Below are 18,822 nucleotides of genomic sequence, written 5' to 3' on the forward strand. Positions count from 1 at the left end.
ATGGCGTATATACGGAGGTGTCATGGGCAAGGACTATCAGGCCAAGGTCTTCCGATCGGGCAATTCGCTGGCGCTGCGCCTGCCCGCCGCACTGGGGCTGACCGAGGGGACGGAGATGACCCTGCGCGAGGAACAGGGGCGTTACGTGTTCGAACCCGCCCCGGCGCCGCGCAAGACGATCGATCTGACCGGCATTGCGGGGTCGATGCCGTGGCTGAAACCGATCGAGCGGGAAGATTTCGAGATGGAGCCGCGCGCGTTGGATTGGGACGGGAAGCTGATCGGCCGTGATTGAACCGCGCTATCTGCTCGACTCGAACATTTGTATCTATGTCTTGCGCGACGCAGGCGGCCGCGTCGCCAAGCAACTGACGGATTGTGAACCAGGCAGCGCGGTCGCGTCGGCGATCACCTATGCTGAGATTATGAGGGGCCTCGAACATCATGGGGCTGCGGCCATCGCGGTCTTTGACCGCTTTTTCGAGCGCGTGCCGATATTGCCGTTCGACCAACGTGCCGCCTCGGCCTATGCAACGATTCCGTTTCGGCGCGGGCGGTTCGATCGGCTGATCGGTGCCCATGCCCTGGCGACTGGGCTGACGCTGGTCACCAACAACGAAGCCGACTTCGCCGACATCCCCGGCCTGACCATCGAGAACTGGACGCTGTGACCTTTCGCGCAACGATATTGACGCTCTACCCGGAGATGTTTCCCGGACCGCTGGGCCATTCGCTGGCGGGGCGGGCGCTGCGCGAGGATCGCTGGGCGCTGGAGACGGTGCAGATCCGCGACTTCGCCACCGACAAGCATCGCTCGGTCGACGACACACCCGCCGGGGGCGGGGCAGGCATGGTGTTGCGCGCGGATGTGCTGGCGGCAGCGGTGGATTCGGTGGCCGACGACCGGCCCGTGCTGGCGATGACGCCACGAGGCCGTCCGCTCACCCAGCCGCGTGTTCGCGAACTGGCGGCGGGGCCGGGCATCACCGTCCTGTGCGGCCGGTTCGAGGGCTTCGACGAGCGCCTGTTCGAGGCGCGCGGTATCGAGCAGGTGTCGATCGGCGACTATATCCTGTCGGGCGGCGAGATGGGGGCGCTGGTGCTGCTCGACGCTTGCGTTCGGCTGCTTCCCGGCGTAATGGGCGCGGCTTCCAGTGGAGTCGAGGAAAGCTTCGAAAGCGGCCTTCTCGAATATCCGCAATATACCCGTCCCGCCGAGTGGGAAGGGCGTATGATCCCTGAAGTGCTGCGATCGGGGGATCATGCGAAAATCGCGAAATGGCGTCATGCCATGGCTTGCGAGGATACACGGTCAAGGCGGCCGGACCTTTGGGAACGTCATGAGGGCGTTCGGGTCGGTCGCCCTCTGGCGCGCGGCGACGATTGAGGAATAGTGTCATGAACGTGATCCAGCAGATCGAAGCTGAGCAGATCGCCAAGTTCAACGAGACGAAGAAGATCCCGGAATTCCGCCCCGGCGACACGCTGAAGGTCGGTGTGAAGGTCGTCGAAGGCGAGCGTACCCGCGTCCAGTTCTATGAGGGCGTCTGCATCGCCCGCTCGAACAAGGGCATGGGCTCGTCGTTCACCGTCCGCAAGATCTCCTTCGGTGAGGGCGTGGAGCGCGTCTTCCCGCTCTACTCGCCGAACGTCGACTCGATCGATGTCGTCCGCAAGGGCGCCGTGCGTCGTGCCAAGCTGTACTATCTGCGTGGCCGCACCGGCAAGTCGGCGCGTATCGCCGAGCGTCGCGACACGCGTCCGGCCAAGGGCACCGCTGCCGCCGAGTAATCGGTGCGGCGAACCCCTTTGCGGTTCGACAGGAAAGGGCGGTGGCACCAGGTGCCGCCGCCCTTTTTCTTTGGCATTGCCTCCGCCTAGGTTCGGTCTTGCGTGAAGCCCAAGGTGGTATGGCGGACGGAGGGGGTGGCTTCTGGCTCGGCTCGGGCCGAACGGATGGCGCGGCGTGATCTGGCAATACCATAGCCGCGCGAGTGCCTGCCGTGGTCCGGCAAAAATGTCGCCCCCAGGTCAGCCTGAGGGATCACACGGCTGGCGGGGGTAGGACCGACGCCCCTATTCCCGGTCGGTCCACAGCAGGGCCGCCTACCCGCCGAAATTATACAGCCACATCCTTGGCTCACCCGTAGGTTGCGGCTTTCCGTCCAGTCGCCTGGCCTTGAAAAGGTGGACGGGTTGCAGGATCATCTGCCCTTTCATCGCATCCTGACCGCCGCCCGAGGGCTTGGCGAGGATCTTCTTCACCGTGTCCATGCCTGCGACCACATGGCCGAACGCGGCATAACCGTCATAGCCGGGCCGTGCGTCCAGGCCGGGCGCGGGGCCGACGGTGATGACGAAATTGCCGCCCGCCGATTGTGGCGTCGCCCCGCGCGCCATCGAGATCGCACCGTCGAGATGCTTGATCCCGGTCTTGGCCGTCGTTTCCAACGGGAAGGGGGGCAGGATACGGCGAGCGTCGGTGCGGATACCGCCCTGGACGAAGCCCTTTTTCGGATCACGCTTGTCGCGCGCGGTGCGATAGAAGACCGTCCCGTCGAAGCGACCGTCATCGACATAGGCGAGGAAGTTCTTGGTCGTCGCGGGCGCCCGGCGCGCGTCGAGCGCGACGACGATCGGGCCTTCGGACGTATCGATCCTTACCCGGACATAGCCGGGGCGGGGGACATTCTGGTTCGCAGGCGCGGCGGCGGTCAGCAGCGCAAGGAGCGGGAGCAGGCATTTCATGTGGCGGGATTATCGCCCCCGGCCGCGATTGTGGAGCCCTAACCCACGGGATGCGCCGAGTGGCGGCACCGATCAGACCGCCAGATCGCGCGTGAAGAACTGGTTATGCGGACTGGGCTGATAATCGGCGAAAGCGCCGCAGGACTGGAAGCTGGCGCTGCGGTAAAGCTTGACGGCGGGCTGGTATGGCGCAGTCGTTCCCGTCTCCAGGCTGATCCGATCATAGTCGCGGCGCTGCGCTTCCGCGATGACATGATCGAGTAGCGCACGGCCGATACCACGGCCCAGAAAGCCAGGCGCGACCCGCATGGACTTCACTTCGCCATGCCGGGTGTCCAACTGCTTGAGCGCGGCGAAACCGGCCAGCGTAGCGCCGTCCCAGATCGTCCAGAAGGAAATGCAGGGGGCGGCCAGCGCGGAGGCGTCAAGCGCGAAGGAAAATTCTTCCGCATCGCCGCGCATGTCGCGAAGGTGATAGGCGAGCAGATCGCCGACATGCGGCGCGGTCGGATCGTCCAGTCGAATATCCATGTCACTCCCCTGGCCCAGCGCGATTGGCTCGCGAGCGACCAGTCTATCGCGGTTCGGGCGGGGGCGACATGTCATGGTCCACAAAAAAGCCGCCGACCAGGTGGTCGACGGCTTCTTCTATCCGCTCCCGCGACCTTACTGGTCGAGGAAGCTGCGCATCTTGCGGCTGCGGCTGGGGTGCTTCAACTTGCGCAGCGCCTTAGCCTCGATCTGGCGGATACGCTCGCGGGTCACGCTGAACTGCTGCCCGACCTCTTCCAGAGTATGGTCGGTGTTCATGCCGATGCCGAAGCGCATGCGCAGCACGCGCTCCTCGCGCGGGGTGAGCGAGGCCAGGACGCGGGTGACCGTTTCCTTCAGGTTGGCCTGGATCGCCGCGTCCACCGGGATGACTGCGTTCTTGTCCTCGATGAAGTCGCCCAGGTGCGAATCCTCCTCGTCGCCGATCGGCGTTTCGAGCGAGATCGGCTCCTTGGCGATCTTCATCACCTTGCGCACCTTCTCCAGCGGCATGGAGAGGCGCTCGGCCATCTCCTCCGGCGTCGGCTCGCGGCCCTGCTCGTGCAGGAACTGGCGGCTGGTGCGGACCAGCTTGTTGATCGTCTCGATCATGTGGACCGGGATACGGATGGTCCGCGCCTGATCGGCGATCGAACGGGTGATCGCCTGACGAATCCACCACGTCGCATAGGTGCTGAACTTGTAGCCGCGGCGATATTCGAACTTATCGACCGCCTTCATCAGGCCGATATTGCCCTCCTGGATCAAATCCAGGAATTGCAGGCCGCGATTGGTGTATTTCTTGGCGATGGAGATGACGAGGCGCAGATTGGCCTCGACCATTTCCTTCTTGGCGATCCGCGCCTCGCGCTCGCCCTTCTGCACCATGTTCACGATGCGGCGGAATTCGGTCAGCGCCATGCCGGTCTGCTGCGAAATCTCGGCGATCTCGCTGCGGATGCGGTCGACGGTGGCGGCTTCGTTGGTGGCGAAGTTGCCCCACTTCTTGTCCAGCCCGCGCACCGTGTCGAGCCAGTTCTCGTCCAGCTCGTGACCCAGATAGCGGTCGAGGAAGTCCTTGCGGTTGACCTTGTGCCGCTCGGCCAGACGCAGCATCTGGCCACCCAGCGCGGTCAGGCGACGGTTATAGGCATAGAGCTGATCGACCAGATACTCGATCTTGGCATTGTGGAACTGGACGCTCTCGACCTCGGCGGTCAGCTCTTCGCGCAGCTTGTGGTACTTGCGTTCCTCGGCCGCCGACAGCTCACCGCCCAGCGCCATGGATTCCAGGCGCTGCTGCTGGATCTTCGAGAATTTCTTGTAGATCGCGGTGATGTTGGCGAACTTCTCCAGCGCCTGCGGCTTGAGCGTTTCCTCCATCTGGGCGAGCGAAAGGGTGTTGTCCTCTTCCTCGTCCTCGGCACGGGGGCCGCGACGCTCGCCGCCCTCGCCATCTTCCTCGTCGACCGAGGGTTCCTCGGGCTCTTCTTCTTCCTTGAACTGGGGACCGGCGTTCTTGGCGCTGATCTCGCCATTGTCGTCCTCGTCCTCCTCGCCCAGATTTTCCGGGCCGGCGTCCTTGGACAGCATGGCGTCGAGATCCAGGATCTCGCGCAGCTGCATCGTGCCTTCGTTCAGCGCGGTCGACCAGTCGATGATCGCGTTGAAGGTGATCGGGCTTTCGCACAGCCCCAGGATCATCGTGTCGCGACCCGCCTCGATCCGCTTGGCGATGGCGATCTCGCCCTCGCGCGACAGCAGTTCCACCGCGCCCATCTCGCGCAGGTACATGCGGACCGGATCGTCGGTGCGATCGACGGTTTCCTTCTTCTTGGCTTCCGGCTGCGGCCCGGCATCGGCGTCGCCGTCCGTGGTCTCGGCGTCGTCGGCCTCCTCCTCGGTCTCGCCGTCCTCGCCCTGTTCCTCATTCTCGACGATATTGACGCCCATCTCGTTGAGGGCGGCCATGATATCCTCGAGCTGGTCGGAGGACATCTGGTCCTGCGGCAGCGCTTCGTTCAACTGGTCGTACGTGATGTAGCCGCGCTTCTTGGCGCGCGCGATCAACTTCTTGATCGACGCTTCGTTCAGGTCGATCAGCGGCGCATCGCCCGTTTCCGTGGTGTCGGTCGTATCCGCCGCCATATTCGCCTTCGCCATCAAATGCCCTCAGGGTTTCGTGCCCGGCCTCTGTCACACCGCTCGCCGTGGATGCAAGCGGGTGAGGGGACCGTGCGCAATTTTCCAGTGTGGGCGTGGTCCGCCCAATATGCCCCGGATATGGGGCGGGAGAGTTGCCGTATCAAGCGGCCTCTCCGGCTTGCTTGTCCGCCAGCTCTCTCGCATTCTCCAGCCAGCGATAGAGATGGTCGAGCGACTGGGCATGCGCGGCGTGGCACCGCGTCTGCTCGGCAAAGCGATCCTCGGTCATGTCGGCCTGGAACGCCTCGACCGCGCGTTCGCGGTTTTGCCGCGTCTCGCTTTCCTCCAGCATCACCTCGATGACCTTTTCCAGGTCGCGCACCGCGATGGCGGGGTCGGACAATTTGCTGAAGAAGCTGAACGCCAGGTCGCGGGTATAGTCGCGCGCGTCGATCGGATGGACGTCGGTGGTCGCCATGATCTGTTCGATCAGGCTTTCCGCCTCGGCGGCGTCCTTGCGCGCCAGATGCGGGTCATTGACCGCCGCGTCGAGCAGATGGTGCCGCCAGTCGTTGAGATAGCGGTCGCCCATATCCAGCCGGCTGATCTCGTCCATATAGCGGCACAGGACATGCGGATAGCGCATCAGGCCGAGCAGGACGGCGCGGCGCAGGCTGTATTCGACGCCGCGCCCGACATGGCGATTGGCCTCGGCCACCGCCTGGTGCACCGCCGCCGCATTGGCGCGGCGAATGCCGAAGACGTCGAAATAGCGCGACATCAGCGCGCGCTTATATTCGTAGGCCAGATCCTTGTGCGGGATCTGCTGCGCCAGTTCCTCCAGCCGCTGCTTCAGTGCGGCGCGGCCCTCTGGCGTGTCGGTCTGCGCCTGGGCGATCTCCGACTGCCACAGCAATTCGCTGAGCGGCGTCGCGCGGGTTAGCACCGCCTCGAAACCCGCCGCACCCTTTTCCTGGACGAGGTCGTCGGGGTCCTGGCCCTGCGGCAGGGTGACGAAGGACAGGCTGCGTCCCGGCTGGAGCAAGGGCAGCGCGCGGTGCGCGGCGCGGATCGCGGCCTTCTGCCCCGCCGCATCGCCGTCGAAGCACAGCGTGGGCACGTCGACCATGCGCCACAGCCGTTCCAGCTGATGCTCGGTCAGCGCGGTGCCGAGCGGCGCGACCGCCTCGGCGATCCCGGCCTGGGCCAGGGCGATGACGTCCATATAGCCCTCGACCACCAGCACGCGGCCGGACTTGCGCACGGCGGAGGCGGCGCGGTCGAGATTGTAGAGCGTGCGCCCTTTGTCGAAGAGCGGGGTGTCGGGCGAGTTGAGGTATTTCGGCTCGCCGTCGCCGATGATCCGGCCGCCGAACGCGATGACCCGGCCGCGCGCGTCGCGGATCGGGATCATCAACCGGCCGCGGAACCGGTCATAGGGGTCCTTGCCGTCGACCTTGATCAAGAGCCCACACTCGATCAGCGCCGGGTCGCCATACTCCTTCAGCGCGGCCTTCAGCTTGCCACGGCTGTCGGGCGCGAAGCCCAGGCCGAAGGCGCGTGCCGTATCGGGCGTAACGCGGCGACGGGTCAGCAATTCGCGCGCGTCACCGCCCGACAGGCCACCCAGCTGTTCGGAGAACCAGCCGGCCGCATCGGCCATCGCGTCGTGCAGCCCCTTGGCGCGCTCGGCCTTTTGCGCGGCGCGGCGGTCCTGCTCGGGCATGTCGAGCCCGGCGACCTGCGCCAGTTCCTTGACCGCGTCGATAAAGGGTAGGCCGCGCTGATCGGTCATCCAACGGATGGCATCGCCATGCGCCGAGCAGCCGAAGCAATGGTAGAAGCCCTTGTCGTCGTTGACGTAGAAGCTGGGCGTCTTTTCGTTATGGAAAGGGCAGCAGCCCTTATATTCCCGGCCCGCCTTTTGCAGCTTCACCGTCTTGCCGATCAACGCCGACAGGCTGGTCCGAGCGCGAAGCTCGTCAAGGAATTGCGGGGTCAGGCTCATGGCGTCCTCGCGATTATAATTTGTAGCGGGATGGGGGTGTTTTGGCAAGGGGTTGGGGGTGCGGACGGTCCGGGATTACCCTCCCCTCGATCCCCTCCCGCCTGCGGGAGGGGAAGCGTTTGAGGCGGGGGCACCGCTTTCTCCTTATCCCAACAGGCTCCCCTCCCGCAGGCGGGAGGGGCTGGGGGAGGGCTTCTCCGCAAGCGCACGTTCGATGGTTTGGACGACGCCCTCGAGATTGCCCAGAACTTCGTTGTTCCAGAAGCGGATGACGCGCCAGCCCTGGGCTTCGAGATAACGCGTGCGCCCTTCGTCATAGGCGGCACGTTCATCATGCTGGCCGCCGTCCACTTCGACGATCAGCTTTTCGGATCGGGCGGCGAAGTCGGCGATGTAGGGGCCTACCGGCACCTGCCGGTTGAACCGGACACCCGCGATCTGGCGTCTCGATAGCGCCCGCCACAACCGGCGCTCGGCGTCAGTCGGGTTGAGGCGGAGTTCACGCGCTTGCCGCGTAGGTCTGCCCTCGCGGAAGGGGCGGGGGCCCTCCCCTCGGTCCCCTCCCGCCTGCGGGAGGGGATGCGCACTTTGGGGAGGGCAGTTTTCTCCCCATGCCGTTCGCGGCTCCCCTCCCGCAGGCGGGAGGGGTTGGGGGAGGGGGCCACGCTCGCGATCGAAACCCCGCACCAGCCCCACTCCCCAACCTTACGCCAGCGAAGCCTTCACCAACCCGCTCGCCTTGCTCATATCCAGCACCGCCGCATGCCGCGCCTTCAGCTCGGCCATCACCCGGCCCATGTCCTTCATCCCGCTCGCGCCGATCTCCGCCTTGATCGCCTCGATCGCGGCCTTGGTCTCGTCCTCGGTCAGCGTCTGGGGCAGGAAGCGTTCGATCACCGCGACCTCGGCCTTTTCGGCGTCGGCCAGTTCCTGGCGGCCGCCCTGTTCGTACATCGCGATCGATTCGCGGCGCTGCTTGACCATCTTCTGCAGCACTTCGATCACGACCATGTCGTCGTCGGCGGGCGCGGTTCCGGTGCGGAGTTCGATGTCGCGGTTCTTGATGGCGGCCTGGATCAGGCTGATCGCCGCGCGGCTTTCCTTGTCGCCGGCCTTCATGGCGGCCACCTGCGCGGCCTTGATGTCGTCGCGAATCATGTTTTGTCCGTCTTGTCTGAAAGGCGGGACGATAGCGCAGGGAAGCATTTCCGTGAACCGGTTGACGCGAACGCCCGATGGCCCTAGCGGACGCCACTTAGCGACATTGCAGACATTTTAGCAGGAGTGCCCGCCGATCATGGCCGACGCCAAGCCATTCGCCATGCCTGAAAAGCCTGAAGGCGCCACGGGCGTCCTCGTTCTGGCGAGCGGAGACGTGTTATGGGGACGCGGTTTCGGCGTCGAGGGTGATGCCGTCGGCGAGGTGTGCTTCCACACCGCGATGACCGGCTATCAGGAGATCATGACCGATCCGTCCTTCGCGGGGCAGATCATCACCTTCACCTTCCCGCATATCGGCAATGTCGGGGCCAACCCCGACGATATCGAGGCGGACGCGCCGCACGCGCTGGGCATGATCGTCCGCGAGGATCCGACCGCCCCGTCGAACTTCCGCGCGATGGAGAACCTGGCCGGGTGGATGGCGCGGCACAACCGCATCGGTCTGGCGGGCATCGACACCCGCGCGCTGACCCGCCGCATCCGCGCAGGCGGCGCGCCCAACGGCGTTATCGCCCATTCGGCCGCCGGTGAGTTCGACATCGCCGCGCTGCTGGAGAAGGCGCGCGCCTGGCCGGGGCTGGAGGGCATGGACCTCGCCAAGGACGTGTCGACCGAGCTGCATTATGGCTGGGGCGAAACCCGCGAGGGCGGCCTGTGGCGGCTGGGCTTCGGTTATGCCGGGGCCGAGGGCGCGGATCGCCCGCACGTCGTCGCGATCGATTATGGCAGCAAGCACAACATCTTCCGCAACTTGGTCCAGGCCGGTGCGAAGGTGTCGGTGGTCCCCGCCACCGCGTCCTATGAGGATGTGATGGCGCTGAACCCGGACGGCATCTTCCTGTCCAACGGCCCCGGCGATCCGGCGGCGACGGGCGACTATGCGGTGCCGGTGATCCGCCAGCTGCTCGACACCGGCAAGCCGCTGTTCGGCATCTGCCTCGGCCATCAGCTTCTGGGTCTGGCGGTGGGCGCCAAGACCAGCAAGATGCACCAGGGGCATCGCGGTGCGAACCACCCGGTCAAGCGCCTGTCCGACGGTCTGGTCGAGATCACCAGCATGAACCACGGCTTCGCGGTCGAGCGCGAGACGCTGCCCGCCAATGCGCGCGAGACGCATGTGTCGCTGTTCGACGGGTCGAATGCGGGGCTTGAGCTGACCGACCGCCCGGCCTTCTCGGTCCAGTACCACCCCGAAGCCTCGCCGGGGCCGCAGGACAGCTTCTATCTGTTCGAGCGGTTTGTGGGGTCGCTTCGGAAATGAGCCTGTTGCTCGCACTTGCCTTGCAGGTCGCGGCGCAACCGACCCGGCCTCCGCGTCCGGTGAGTCAGGCTGACCTGAACGCCATGGCCGACGCTTGCCGTGCGCCGCGCAGCTGGCTGGTGCTCAGGGGCCGCGAGGTCGTATTTCGGGGAAGCCCGAATGCCGATTTCACCAAGATTGAGTGCGTGCTCAAAAAAGTCAGCGCAGTCGTGCCGATGAACAAGATCGGCTTCATCGGCAACGCACCAGCTTCGGAAGAAAAGTAATGCCAAAACGCACCGACATCTCATCCATCCTCGTGATCGGGGCTGGCCCGATCGTCATCGGCCAGGCGTGCGAGTTCGATTATTCGGGCACGCAGGCGATCAAGGCCCTGAAGGAAGAGGGCTATCGCATCGTCCTGGTCAATTCCAACCCGGCGACGATCATGACCGATCCCGAGCTGGCCGACGCGACCTATGTCGAGCCGATCACGCCCGCGGTCGTCGCCAAGATCATCGAGAAGGAGCGCCCCGACGCCGTCCTGCCGACCATGGGCGGCCAGACCGCGCTGAACACCGCGCTGGCGCTGTTCGAGGACGGCACGCTGGAGAAGTTCGGCGTCCAGATGATCGGCGCCGATGCCGAGGCGATCGACAAGGCCGAGGACCGTCAGAAGTTCAAGGTGGCGATGGAGAAGATCGGGCTGGAATCCGCCCGCTCGGCCATCGCGCATACCGAAGCCGAAGCGCTGGAGGGCCTGGAGAAGGTCGGCCTGCCCGCGATCATCCGTCCCAGCTTCACGCTGGGCGGCACCGGCGGCGGCGTTGCGTATAACCGCGAGGAATTCATCGCGATCGTCCGCGCCGGGCTCGACGCCTCGCCGACGACCGAGGTGCTGATCGAGGAATCGCTGCTCGGTTGGAAGGAATATGAGATGGAGGTCGTGCGGGATCGCAACGACAATTCCATCATCATCTGCTCGATCGAGAATATCGATCCGATGGGCGTCCATACCGGCGACTCGATCACCGTCGCGCCCGCGCTGACCCTGACCGACAAGGAATATCAGATCATGCGCAACGCCAGCCTGGCGGTGCTGCGTGAGATCGGCGTGGAGACGGGCGGCTCGAACGTGCAGTTCGCGGTCAATCCGAAGGACGGCCGCCTGATCGTCATCGAGATGAACCCGCGCGTGTCGCGTTCGTCGGCACTGGCGTCGAAGGCCACTGGCTTCCCGATCGCCAAGGTCGCGGCCAAGCTGGCGGTGGGCTATACGCTGGACGAGATCGACAACGACATAACCGGCGCGACCCCGGCTTCGTTCGAGCCGACGATCGACTATGTCGTCACCAAGATCCCGCGCTTCGCCTTTGAGAAGTTCAAGGGCTCCGAGCCCTATCTTTCGACCGCGATGAAGTCGGTCGGCGAGGTGATGGCGATCGGCCGCAACATCCATGAATCGATGCAGAAGGCGCTTCGTGGCCTGGAGACGGGCCTGAGCGGCTTCAACGATGTCGAGCATCTGGTGGGTGCGCCGCGTGCCGAGATCGAGGCGGCGCTGGCTAAAGCGACCCCGGACCGGTTGCTGGTCGCGGCGCAGGCGTTGCGCGAAGGCTTCACCGTCGCCGAGGTCCATGCGATCGCCAAATATGATCCCTGGTTCCTGGAACGGATCGCCGAGATCGTCGCGGCCGAAGCGGAAGTCATGGCAAACGGCCTGCCGCAGGACGCGGCGGGCATGCGCCACCTGAAGTCGATGGGTTTCTCCGACAAGCGGCTCGCCTATCTGGCGCTGCAATCGGCGAACCTGCGCGGCATGGATCGCGGCATCGCGCGCGGTTCGGGCCTGATCCACGAAGTCGTCAAGATGATGACCGGTGGCGTGACCGAGCAGGAGGTGCGCGAGCATCGCCAGAAGCTGGGCGTGCGTCCGGTCTTCAAGCGGATCGACACCTGCGCGGCCGAGTTCGACGCCAAGACGCCGTACATGTACTCGACCTACGAAGCCCCGACCTTCGGCGAGCCCGAGGACGAGGCGGTGCCGAGCGACCGCAAGAAGATCGTCATCCTGGGCGGCGGTCCGAACCGGATCGGGCAGGGCATCGAGTTCGACTATTGCTGCTGCCACGCCTGCTTCGCGCTGGCGGATGCGGGCTATGAGACGATCATGGTCAACTGCAACCCGGAAACGGTCAGCACCGACTATGACACCTCGGACCGGCTGTATTTCGAGCCGCTGACCGCCGAGGACGTGCTCGCGATCCTGGACGTCGAGAAGTCGAAGGGCGAGCTGGTCGGCGTGATCGTGCAGTTCGGCGGCCAGACCCCGCTGAACCTCGCCCGCGCGCTGGAAGCGGCCGGTATCCCGATCCTGGGCACCAGCCCCGACGCCATCGACCTGGCCGAGGACCGCGAGCAGTTCGCCGCACTGGTTGACAAGCTGAAGCTGCACCAGCCCAAGAACGGCATCGCGCGGAGCCGTGAGGAAGCGCTGATCGTCGCCGAGCGAGTCGGCTATCCGGTGCTGATGCGCCCCAGCTTCGTGCTGGGCGGCCGCGCCATGGAGATCGTCGACGGGCCGCAGCAGCTGGAGGATTATATCCAGACGGCGGTGCAGGTGTCGGGCGACGCGCCGGTGCTGATCGACCAGTATCTGCGTGACGCGATCGAGGTGGACGTGGATGCGATCTGCGACGGCGACCAGGTCGTCGTGGCGGGTGTGCTCCAGCATATCGAGGAAGCGGGCGTCCATTCGGGCGACTCCGCCTGCTCGCTGCCGCCCTACAGCCTGTCGGCGGAAATCATCGCCGAGATCGAGCGCCAGACCGAGGCGCTGGCGCGCGGCCTGAACGTGCGCGGCCTGATGAACATCCAGTTCGCGGTGAAGGATGGCCAGGTCTATCTGATCGAGGTCAATCCGCGCGCCAGCCGGACCGTGCCCTTCGTCGCCAAGGCGATCGGCACGCCCATCGCCAAGATCGCCGCGCGCGTCATGGCGGGCGAGAAGCTGGCCGACCTGCCGCAGATCAACCGCCACATCGATTATTATGCGGTCAAGGAAGCGGTCTTCCCGTTCGCGCGCTTCCCCGGCGTCGATCCGGTGCTGTCGCCCGAAATGAAGTCGACCGGTGAGGTCATGGGCATCGACCCCGACTTCACCACGGCGTTCGCCAAGTCGCAGCTGGGGGCGGGCACCGTCCTGCCGACCGAAGGCGCGGTCTTCATCAGCGTGAAGGACGGCGACAAGGAACAGATCGTTCCCGCTGCGCGGATGCTGGCGGAGGCGGGCTTCGCCATCGTCGCGACGGGCGGCACCGCCGATTATCTCGACCGGGCCGGTGTCACGGTCGAGAAGATCAACAAGGTGGCGCAGGGGCGGCCGCATATCGTCGACCGGATCAAGGACGGCGGCATCACCCTGATCTTCAACACGACCGAGGGATGGCAGAGCCTGAAGGACTCCAAGCCGATCCGTCAGGCGGCGCTGGGACAGAAGATTCCGTACTTCACCACGGCCCCCGCCAGCGTCGAAGCGGCGAAGGCGATTGCGGCCGCAGGCACCCGTGGTCTTGAAGTACGCCCCTTGCAATCCTACTATTCCCGTTCGCACAACTGATCCCGACATGAGAACATGATGTGCTGGCGGACCGCCCTCCCCTTGGGGAGGGCGGTCCGTACCGGGAATGCGTATGGAATTGGGGACTAGGAATATGGCGACCGTCGAAAAGATGCCGATGCTCCAGGAGGGCTATGACAAGCTCACCCAGGATCTGCGGCGTCTGAAAGAAGAGCGGCCGCTGATCGTCGACGCGATCGAGGAAGCGCGTGCACACGGCGACCTGTCCGAAAACGCCGAATATCACGCGGCCAAGGAACGGCAGGGCCAGGTCGAGGCGACGATCGCCGACATCGAGGACAAGCTGAGCCGTGCGCAGATCATCGACCCGAAGGACCTGTCGGGCGACAAGATCGTGTTCGGTGCGACCGTCACGCTGCTCGACGAGGACGACAAGCCGATCAAGTATCAGATCGTCGGCCAGACAGAGGCGGACGCCAAGACCGGCCGGATCAGCTACAACTCGCCGCTCGGCCGTGCGCTGATCGGGCGCAAGCTGGACGAAGAGGTCGAAGTGACGGTGCCGTCGGGCGACCGCTACTACGTCGTCAACAAGATCGAATTCATCTGATCCGATGAATTGGGCAGCGGCACGGGCGACTACGGCCATTGCGGTCGTCACGGCGGCCGTGTCGCTGATCCTCATAGTGACCGGCATGGTGCCGGATGCGGCGGTCGCGGGCGGTTTCATCCCCCTGCGCTTCGAGGGCGCGGCGTTGCCCCCCGATTTCGGCTTTGCGGTGCCGACCGTGCTGACCCCGCTGAGCGCGACGCTGATCCATGGCGGGTTCGCGCATATCGCCTTCAATCTCGTGATGCTGGTCTATTGCGGCGCGCAGACCGAACGCGCGCTGGGCTCGCGCGGGATTGTGGTGCTGTATGTCGTCGGGGCTTATGCCGCGGCGATGGCGCAATATTTTCCCGAACCGGGCTCACCCATGCCGATGATCGGCGCGAGCGGCGCGATTTCGGCGATCGTCGGGGCCTATGCGCTGCTGTTCGGGCGGCGGCGTGCGACCAGGGGTATTGCCGGGCTGTCCGCCGAGTTCACCCATGTCCTGTGGCTGGCGGCGGGATGGATCGGCATCCAGCTGTTGCTCGGTTATGCCGGCATGGGGATGGGCGCGATCGCGGTCGCCGCGCATATCGGCGGCTTCATCGCCGGGCTGGCCTTTGCCAAGCCGTTGCTGTTGTGGCGCTATCGTCACGCCTGAGGTGAGGCGCATCCCCACCCTCCGTTCAACCTAAGCGTCGTCGAAGGTCACGTCCGGACCTAGCCCTACGCGGGGCCTCACGCGGGCGATAAGCCCGGCCCAAGTCGTCTACCCGTGCACTTCGACTTCGCTCGGTGTGAACGGCGGGTAGGTGATTTGGCGAATGAGTGGAGAGGCAGGGTGGCCCTACCACTCCGCCAAAGCGAAGTCGAAGGCCGTGCCCCCGACTTCGCCTGGCCACACATCAGCCCAGCGTCGGCTCGAGCAGGCGGTGCAGGTGCACCACGACGAACTTCATTTCGGCATCGTCGACGGTGCGCTGTGCGGCGGCACGCCATGCCTTTTCGGCGCTGGCATAGTCCGGAAATACGCCGACCACTTCCAGCTCGGCGGGGTTGACGAAGTCGAGGGTCTGCGGATCGCTGACGCGGCCGCCGAACACGAGGTGCAGCTTGCTCATGGTGTCTCCTGAGGATTTGCTCCGTTCCCTAGCGGCAAGCGTCGTGCGATTGAAGACGCTGTTTCGCCTCGGCCACGCTTTGTCATGGTGATTTGGCTCATAATCCTTTGGGTCATGGCGATTGGCAGGTGTCGCCATTCCATCCTAGGGAGGGCGGCATGACCCATGAGCATGTTTCGTCTTACGACATCGTCATCGTCGGCACCGGTCATGCGGGCGCGCAGGCCGCGATCGCGTTGCGGCAGGAGGGGTTCGGCGGAACCATCGCCCTGATCGGCGAGGAAGCGTTCGCGCCCTATGAGCGGCCGCCGCTGTCCAAGGAATATCTGGCGGGCGACAAGCCGTTCGAGCGGTTGCTGATCCGCCCCGAACGCTTCTGGGCCGAGCGCGACGTCGCGCTGCGGCTGGGAGAGCGGATCGTCGCGGTCGATGCCGAGGCGCGATGCGTCACGAGCGATGCGGGCGCGGTGATCGCCTATGATCGGCTGATCTGGGCAGCCGGGGGCCATGCGCGGCGGCTGTCGTGCGACGGGCACGACCTGGTGGGCGTCCATTCGGTCCGCACCCGCGCCGATGTCGACCGGCTGATCGCCGAGCTGCCTTCGGTCCGCGAGGTGGTGGTGATCGGCGGCGGCTATATCGGGCTGGAGGCCGCAGCCGTGCTGACCAAGTTCGGCAAGGCGGTGACCATCGTCGAGGCGCAGGACCGGGTGCTCGCACGGGTGGCGGGCGAGGCGCTGTCGCGCTTCTACGAGGACGAGCACCGCGCGCACGGCGTCACCGTCCGGCTGAACGACAGCGTGACCTGTATCGAGGGGCAGGGGCGCGTGACCGGGGTGCGGCTGGCCGATGGGACGGTCATCCCGGCGCAGATGGCGATCGTCGGTATCGGCATCATACCCGCCGTCGCGCCATTGATCGCCGCCGGGGCCGCCGGTGACAATGGCGTGCTGGTCGATGCGCAGGGGCGTACCAGCCTGGAGCATGTCTTTGCGATCGGCGACTGCGCGGCGCACGCCAACGACTTTGCGGACGGCGCGGTGATCCGCCTGGAATCGGTGCAGAACGCCAACGACCAGGCGACCGTCGTCGCGCGCACGATCGTCGGGCGCGACGTGGCCTATCATTCGGTGCCGTGGTTCTGGTCGAACCAGTATGACCTGAAGCTGCAGACGGTCGGCCTGTCGAGCGGCCATGACCGGGCGATCCTGCGCGGCGATCCGGCAACGCGCAGCTTCTCGATCGTCTATCTGCGGCAGGGGCGCGTCATCGCGCTCGACTGCGTCAATGCGATGCGCGACTTCGTGCAGGGCAAGGCGTTGGTGGCGGGCGCGGCGATGATCCCCGAGGAAGCGCTGGCCGATGCCGCCCGGCCGCTGAAAACGCTCTGGCCTGCGGACTGACGCCAGGGTTCCTGTACGCAAACAGAGATGTTGTAACATACCGATTGTGGCGATATGCGCCCCCCCCACGGGAGAAATGCATGTCCATCTTTATCATGCCGAGGGGGTTTCGGCTGACGTCTTCGGCGCTCGCCTTGTTGATGCTGGCGACACCGGCGCTTGCCCAGCAGGAGCAAGCCCGCGACACGGTGCCGGACGATCACGGCGATATCGTCGTGCTGGGAACGCGATCGGATCGGGATTCGACGCTGGGCTCGGATCTGTTGACCCGGCGCATGTCGCAATCGAGCCGGTCGCTGGAGCGCGACCTGCTGGTCGCCAACGGCACCTATCGCCTGTCCGACGCGCTGGAACTGTTCAGCGGGGTCAGCCAGCAGAATAATCGCGGCGGTTTCCTCGACAATTTCGCGATCCGCGGCTTTCTGGGCACGCCGGACGGCGGGGCGGAATATTATATCGACGGCTTCCTCGCCAATCGCGGCCTGGCCCCGCCGCGCGATCCGGCGACGACCGAGCGGATCGAGGTGCTGAAGGGCCCGGCGGGCGCCGTGTTCGGCGACATCGACCCGGCGGGCCGCGTCAATATCGTGTCGAAGACGCCGCGCTTCACCTCGGCGGTCAACGCGACGCTGCTCTACGGATCGTTCAACACGCGGCGTGGCGAGCTGGACGTGACCGGGCCGCTGTCCTCGACGCTGGCAGGGCGGATCGTCGTCGCAGCGGAGGATTCGGACGGCTATCGCGACTTTACCAACCCGTCGCGCCGTGTCGTCTCCCCCTCGCTGACCTGGGCCCCGGCGGACGGCACCAAGCTGACCGCGCTTGCCGAATATACGACGTTCGACTCCGCTTTCGACCGGGGCGTGCCCGCGGTCCGGGGTGACGCTCTGGCCGTGCCCTATAACCGCTTCTACGGCGAGCCGAACGACGGCGTGACGCGGGCGCGCAACACCCGGCTGCAACTGACCGGCGAGCAGGCGCTGGGCGGCGAGTGGTCGCTGAACGGCGGCGTGGTGTGGCGCTATGCGACGCTGCGCGGCTTTTCGAGCGACCAGTCGCGCCTGGTCGACAACCGCACCCTCTGGCGGCAGCGGCGCGAGCGCGGTTACGAGTCCGAGGATCTGGCGGCCCGGATCGAGCTGGCCGGGCGCTTCGACGCGGCCGGCGTCCATCATCCCAGCATCGGGGTGAAGGGCTATACGCTACGCTATCTCGAGTTGCTGCGCCGTCGCAACCCCAGCGCCGCCAACCCCTATGCGATCGACGTGTTCGATCCGGTCTATGACGGGCCACAGCCGACGCTGTTGCCGTTCCTGAACCAGACCGAGACCCGCGCGTCGGGCACCGTCTACGCACAGGATATGTGGGACATCACCGACCGGCTGACCGTGACCGGCGGCGTGCGCTACGACCTGTATCGCCAGCAGCTACGGCGCAACCTGACCGGGCTGGTCACGCGGGCCACGGGCGATCCGGTCAAGTTCCGGGTCGGCGCGCGCTACCGCGTGACCGACACGGTGGCGGTCCATGCGAATTGGGGCGAGTCCTTCCTGCTCAACTCGGGCAGCGGACGACCGACCGCCAGCAATCCCGAAGGCGCGGCATTCGGACCGGAAGAAGCGCGCGGCTATGAACTGGGTGTCGCCGGGCGCTGGCCGGGGATCAATGTCGCCGCGACCTATTTCGATATCGAGAAGCAGGGGATCCTGACCACCGATCCGGTCAATGCCAGCTACAACGCGCCGGTCGGTTCGCTGAAGAGCCGGGGTGTCGAGCTGGACGCCTCGATGGACATCGCCAAGCGGTGGCAGGTCGTCGCCAACTATGCCTATATCGATGCGCGCGCGGACGACCGGACCTTTGCCACGCCCGACGTGCTCAACGTCGCCAAGCATTCGGGCACGCTGCTGGCGGTGGGGCGCTATCCGACCGGATGGGGAACCGAATGGTCGGTTTCGGCCGGGGCCACCTATGTCGGCGACCGTGCGGGCGCGATCGACACCAGCGGCCTCAGGCTGCCCGCCTATACGAAGGCCAAGATCGCCGGGGAGATCGGCGTGACGCCCGCACTGACCGTCCGGGCCGAGGCGGACAATCTGTTCGACGTCGATTACGCGATGAGTTCGTACAGCACCGTTTGGGTCTATCCCGGCGCGCCGCGCACGGTGCGGGTATCGGCGCGCGTCGCCTTTTGAAACAAGCCCTTGCGCTTCGCCAGCGCAGTATGTCAGAC

At 65.7% G+C, this 18,822-nt stretch carries 17 protein-coding genes and 1 pseudogene; 11 read left to right on the forward strand and 7 right to left on the reverse strand.

All coding sequences use genetic code 11. The features are described 5' to 3' along the window. Positions 1-22: 22 nt before the first annotated feature. The 4 genes and pseudogenes from SOM26_RS07370 to rplS all read left to right on the forward strand — a co-directional run bounded on the left by SOM26_RS07370 (position 23) and on the right by rplS (position 1,791). Positions 23-295 carry an AbrB/MazE/SpoVT family DNA-binding domain-containing protein gene (locus tag SOM26_RS07370; RefSeq protein ID WP_320452078.1) on the forward strand — a complete coding sequence of 91 codons (273 nt, stop codon included), beginning with the start codon at positions 23-25 and terminating at the stop codon, positions 293-295. Continuing rightward, entirely contained in the window at positions 288-671 is a 384-nt protein-coding gene (locus SOM26_RS07375) for a type II toxin-antitoxin system VapC family toxin (RefSeq protein WP_320452079.1), read from the forward strand. The genes SOM26_RS07370 and SOM26_RS07375 overlap by 8 nt, the downstream gene beginning before the upstream one ends. Beyond that, positions 668-1,383: pseudogene (gene trmD / locus SOM26_RS07380) on the forward strand (tRNA (guanosine(37)-N1)-methyltransferase TrmD); the annotation flags it as partial. The gene SOM26_RS07375 and the pseudogene trmD, both read left to right, overlap by 4 nt. A 15-nt stretch (positions 1,384-1,398) precedes the next feature. Next, a complete protein-coding gene (gene rplS / locus SOM26_RS07385) occupies positions 1,399-1,791 on the forward strand; it encodes a 50S ribosomal protein L19 (protein ID WP_175310865.1) in 393 nt (130 codons plus the stop codon). 315 nt (positions 1,792-2,106) lie between these two features. On the opposite strand, the gene SOM26_RS07390 is transcribed toward rplS, so the two are convergent. The 6 genes from SOM26_RS07390 to SOM26_RS07415 all read right to left on the reverse strand — a co-directional run bounded on the left by SOM26_RS07390 (position 2,107) and on the right by SOM26_RS07415 (position 8,590). Further along, the gene (locus SOM26_RS07390; RefSeq protein WP_320452080.1) at positions 2,107-2,748 is read right to left on the reverse strand and encodes a peptidylprolyl isomerase; all 642 of its coding nucleotides are present in this window, start codon (positions 2,746-2,748) and stop codon (positions 2,107-2,109) included. A gap of 72 nt (positions 2,749-2,820) precedes the next feature. Next, complete coding sequence (locus SOM26_RS07395; RefSeq protein WP_320452081.1) at positions 2,821-3,279, reverse strand: GNAT family N-acetyltransferase; 459 nt, start codon at positions 3,277-3,279, stop codon at positions 2,821-2,823. Between the two features lie 135 nt (positions 3,280-3,414). Beyond that, complete coding sequence (gene rpoD, locus SOM26_RS07400; RefSeq protein ID WP_320452082.1) at positions 3,415-5,442, reverse strand: RNA polymerase sigma factor RpoD; 2,028 nt, start codon at positions 5,440-5,442, stop codon at positions 3,415-3,417. A 142-nt stretch (positions 5,443-5,584) separates the two neighbouring features. Further along, positions 5,585-7,432 carry a DNA primase gene (gene dnaG, locus SOM26_RS07405; protein WP_320452083.1) on the reverse strand — a complete coding sequence of 616 codons (1,848 nt, stop codon included), beginning with the start codon at positions 7,430-7,432 and terminating at the stop codon, positions 5,585-5,587. 144 nt (positions 7,433-7,576) lie between these two features. Beyond that, on the reverse strand, positions 7,577-8,128 hold the full coding sequence (locus tag SOM26_RS07410; RefSeq protein ID WP_320452084.1) for an endonuclease domain-containing protein: 552 nt from the start codon (positions 8,126-8,128) through the stop codon (positions 7,577-7,579). 9 nt (positions 8,129-8,137) lie between these two features. Further along, the gene (locus tag SOM26_RS07415) at positions 8,138-8,590 is read right to left on the reverse strand and encodes a GatB/YqeY domain-containing protein (RefSeq protein WP_306999658.1); all 453 of its coding nucleotides are present in this window, start codon (positions 8,588-8,590) and stop codon (positions 8,138-8,140) included. A 139-nt stretch (positions 8,591-8,729) separates the two neighbouring features. Between SOM26_RS07415 and carA the strand changes: the two genes are divergently transcribed. From carA to SOM26_RS07440, 5 genes are all read left to right on the forward strand, one after another. Beyond that, a complete protein-coding gene (gene carA / locus SOM26_RS07420) occupies positions 8,730-9,914 on the forward strand; it encodes a glutamine-hydrolyzing carbamoyl-phosphate synthase small subunit (RefSeq protein ID WP_320452085.1) in 1,185 nt (394 codons plus the stop codon). Beyond that, on the forward strand, positions 9,911-10,180 hold the full coding sequence (locus SOM26_RS07425) for a hypothetical protein (protein ID WP_320452086.1): 270 nt from the start codon (positions 9,911-9,913) through the stop codon (positions 10,178-10,180). The genes carA and SOM26_RS07425 overlap by 4 nt, the downstream gene beginning before the upstream one ends. Continuing rightward, on the forward strand, positions 10,180-13,512 hold the full coding sequence (gene carB, locus SOM26_RS07430; RefSeq protein ID WP_320452087.1) for a carbamoyl-phosphate synthase large subunit: 3,333 nt from the start codon (positions 10,180-10,182) through the stop codon (positions 13,510-13,512). Before SOM26_RS07425 ends, carB begins: the two co-directional genes overlap by 1 nt. A 94-nt stretch (positions 13,513-13,606) precedes the next feature. Continuing rightward, positions 13,607-14,083: a transcription elongation factor GreA gene (gene greA, locus SOM26_RS07435; protein ID WP_320452088.1), complete on the forward strand. Its 477-nt coding sequence runs from the start codon at positions 13,607-13,609 to the stop codon at positions 14,081-14,083. Between the two features lie 4 nt (positions 14,084-14,087). Then, the gene (locus SOM26_RS07440; RefSeq protein WP_320452089.1) at positions 14,088-14,726 is read left to right on the forward strand and encodes a rhomboid family intramembrane serine protease; all 639 of its coding nucleotides are present in this window, start codon (positions 14,088-14,090) and stop codon (positions 14,724-14,726) included. 244 nt (positions 14,727-14,970) lie between these two features. Here SOM26_RS07440 and SOM26_RS07445 read toward each other — a convergent pair whose 3' ends face one another. Further along, positions 14,971-15,186 (reverse strand): DUF4170 domain-containing protein, encoded by a 216-nt coding sequence (locus SOM26_RS07445; protein ID WP_320452090.1) that lies wholly within the window; start codon positions 15,184-15,186, stop codon positions 14,971-14,973. Positions 15,187-15,344: 158 nt separating this feature from the next. Between SOM26_RS07445 and SOM26_RS07450 the strand changes: the two genes are divergently transcribed. Beyond that, the gene (locus SOM26_RS07450) at positions 15,345-16,589 is read left to right on the forward strand and encodes an NAD(P)/FAD-dependent oxidoreductase (RefSeq protein WP_320452091.1); all 1,245 of its coding nucleotides are present in this window, start codon (positions 15,345-15,347) and stop codon (positions 16,587-16,589) included. Positions 16,590-16,669: 80 nt separating this feature from the next. After that, positions 16,670-18,784: a TonB-dependent receptor gene (locus SOM26_RS07455; protein ID WP_320452092.1), complete on the forward strand. Its 2,115-nt coding sequence runs from the start codon at positions 16,670-16,672 to the stop codon at positions 18,782-18,784. Positions 18,785-18,822 lie beyond the last annotated feature (38 nt).

Source organism: Sphingomonas sp. CFBP8993, from assembly GCF_034044895.1.
Lineage (GTDB): Bacteria > Pseudomonadota > Alphaproteobacteria > Sphingomonadales > Sphingomonadaceae > Sphingomonas.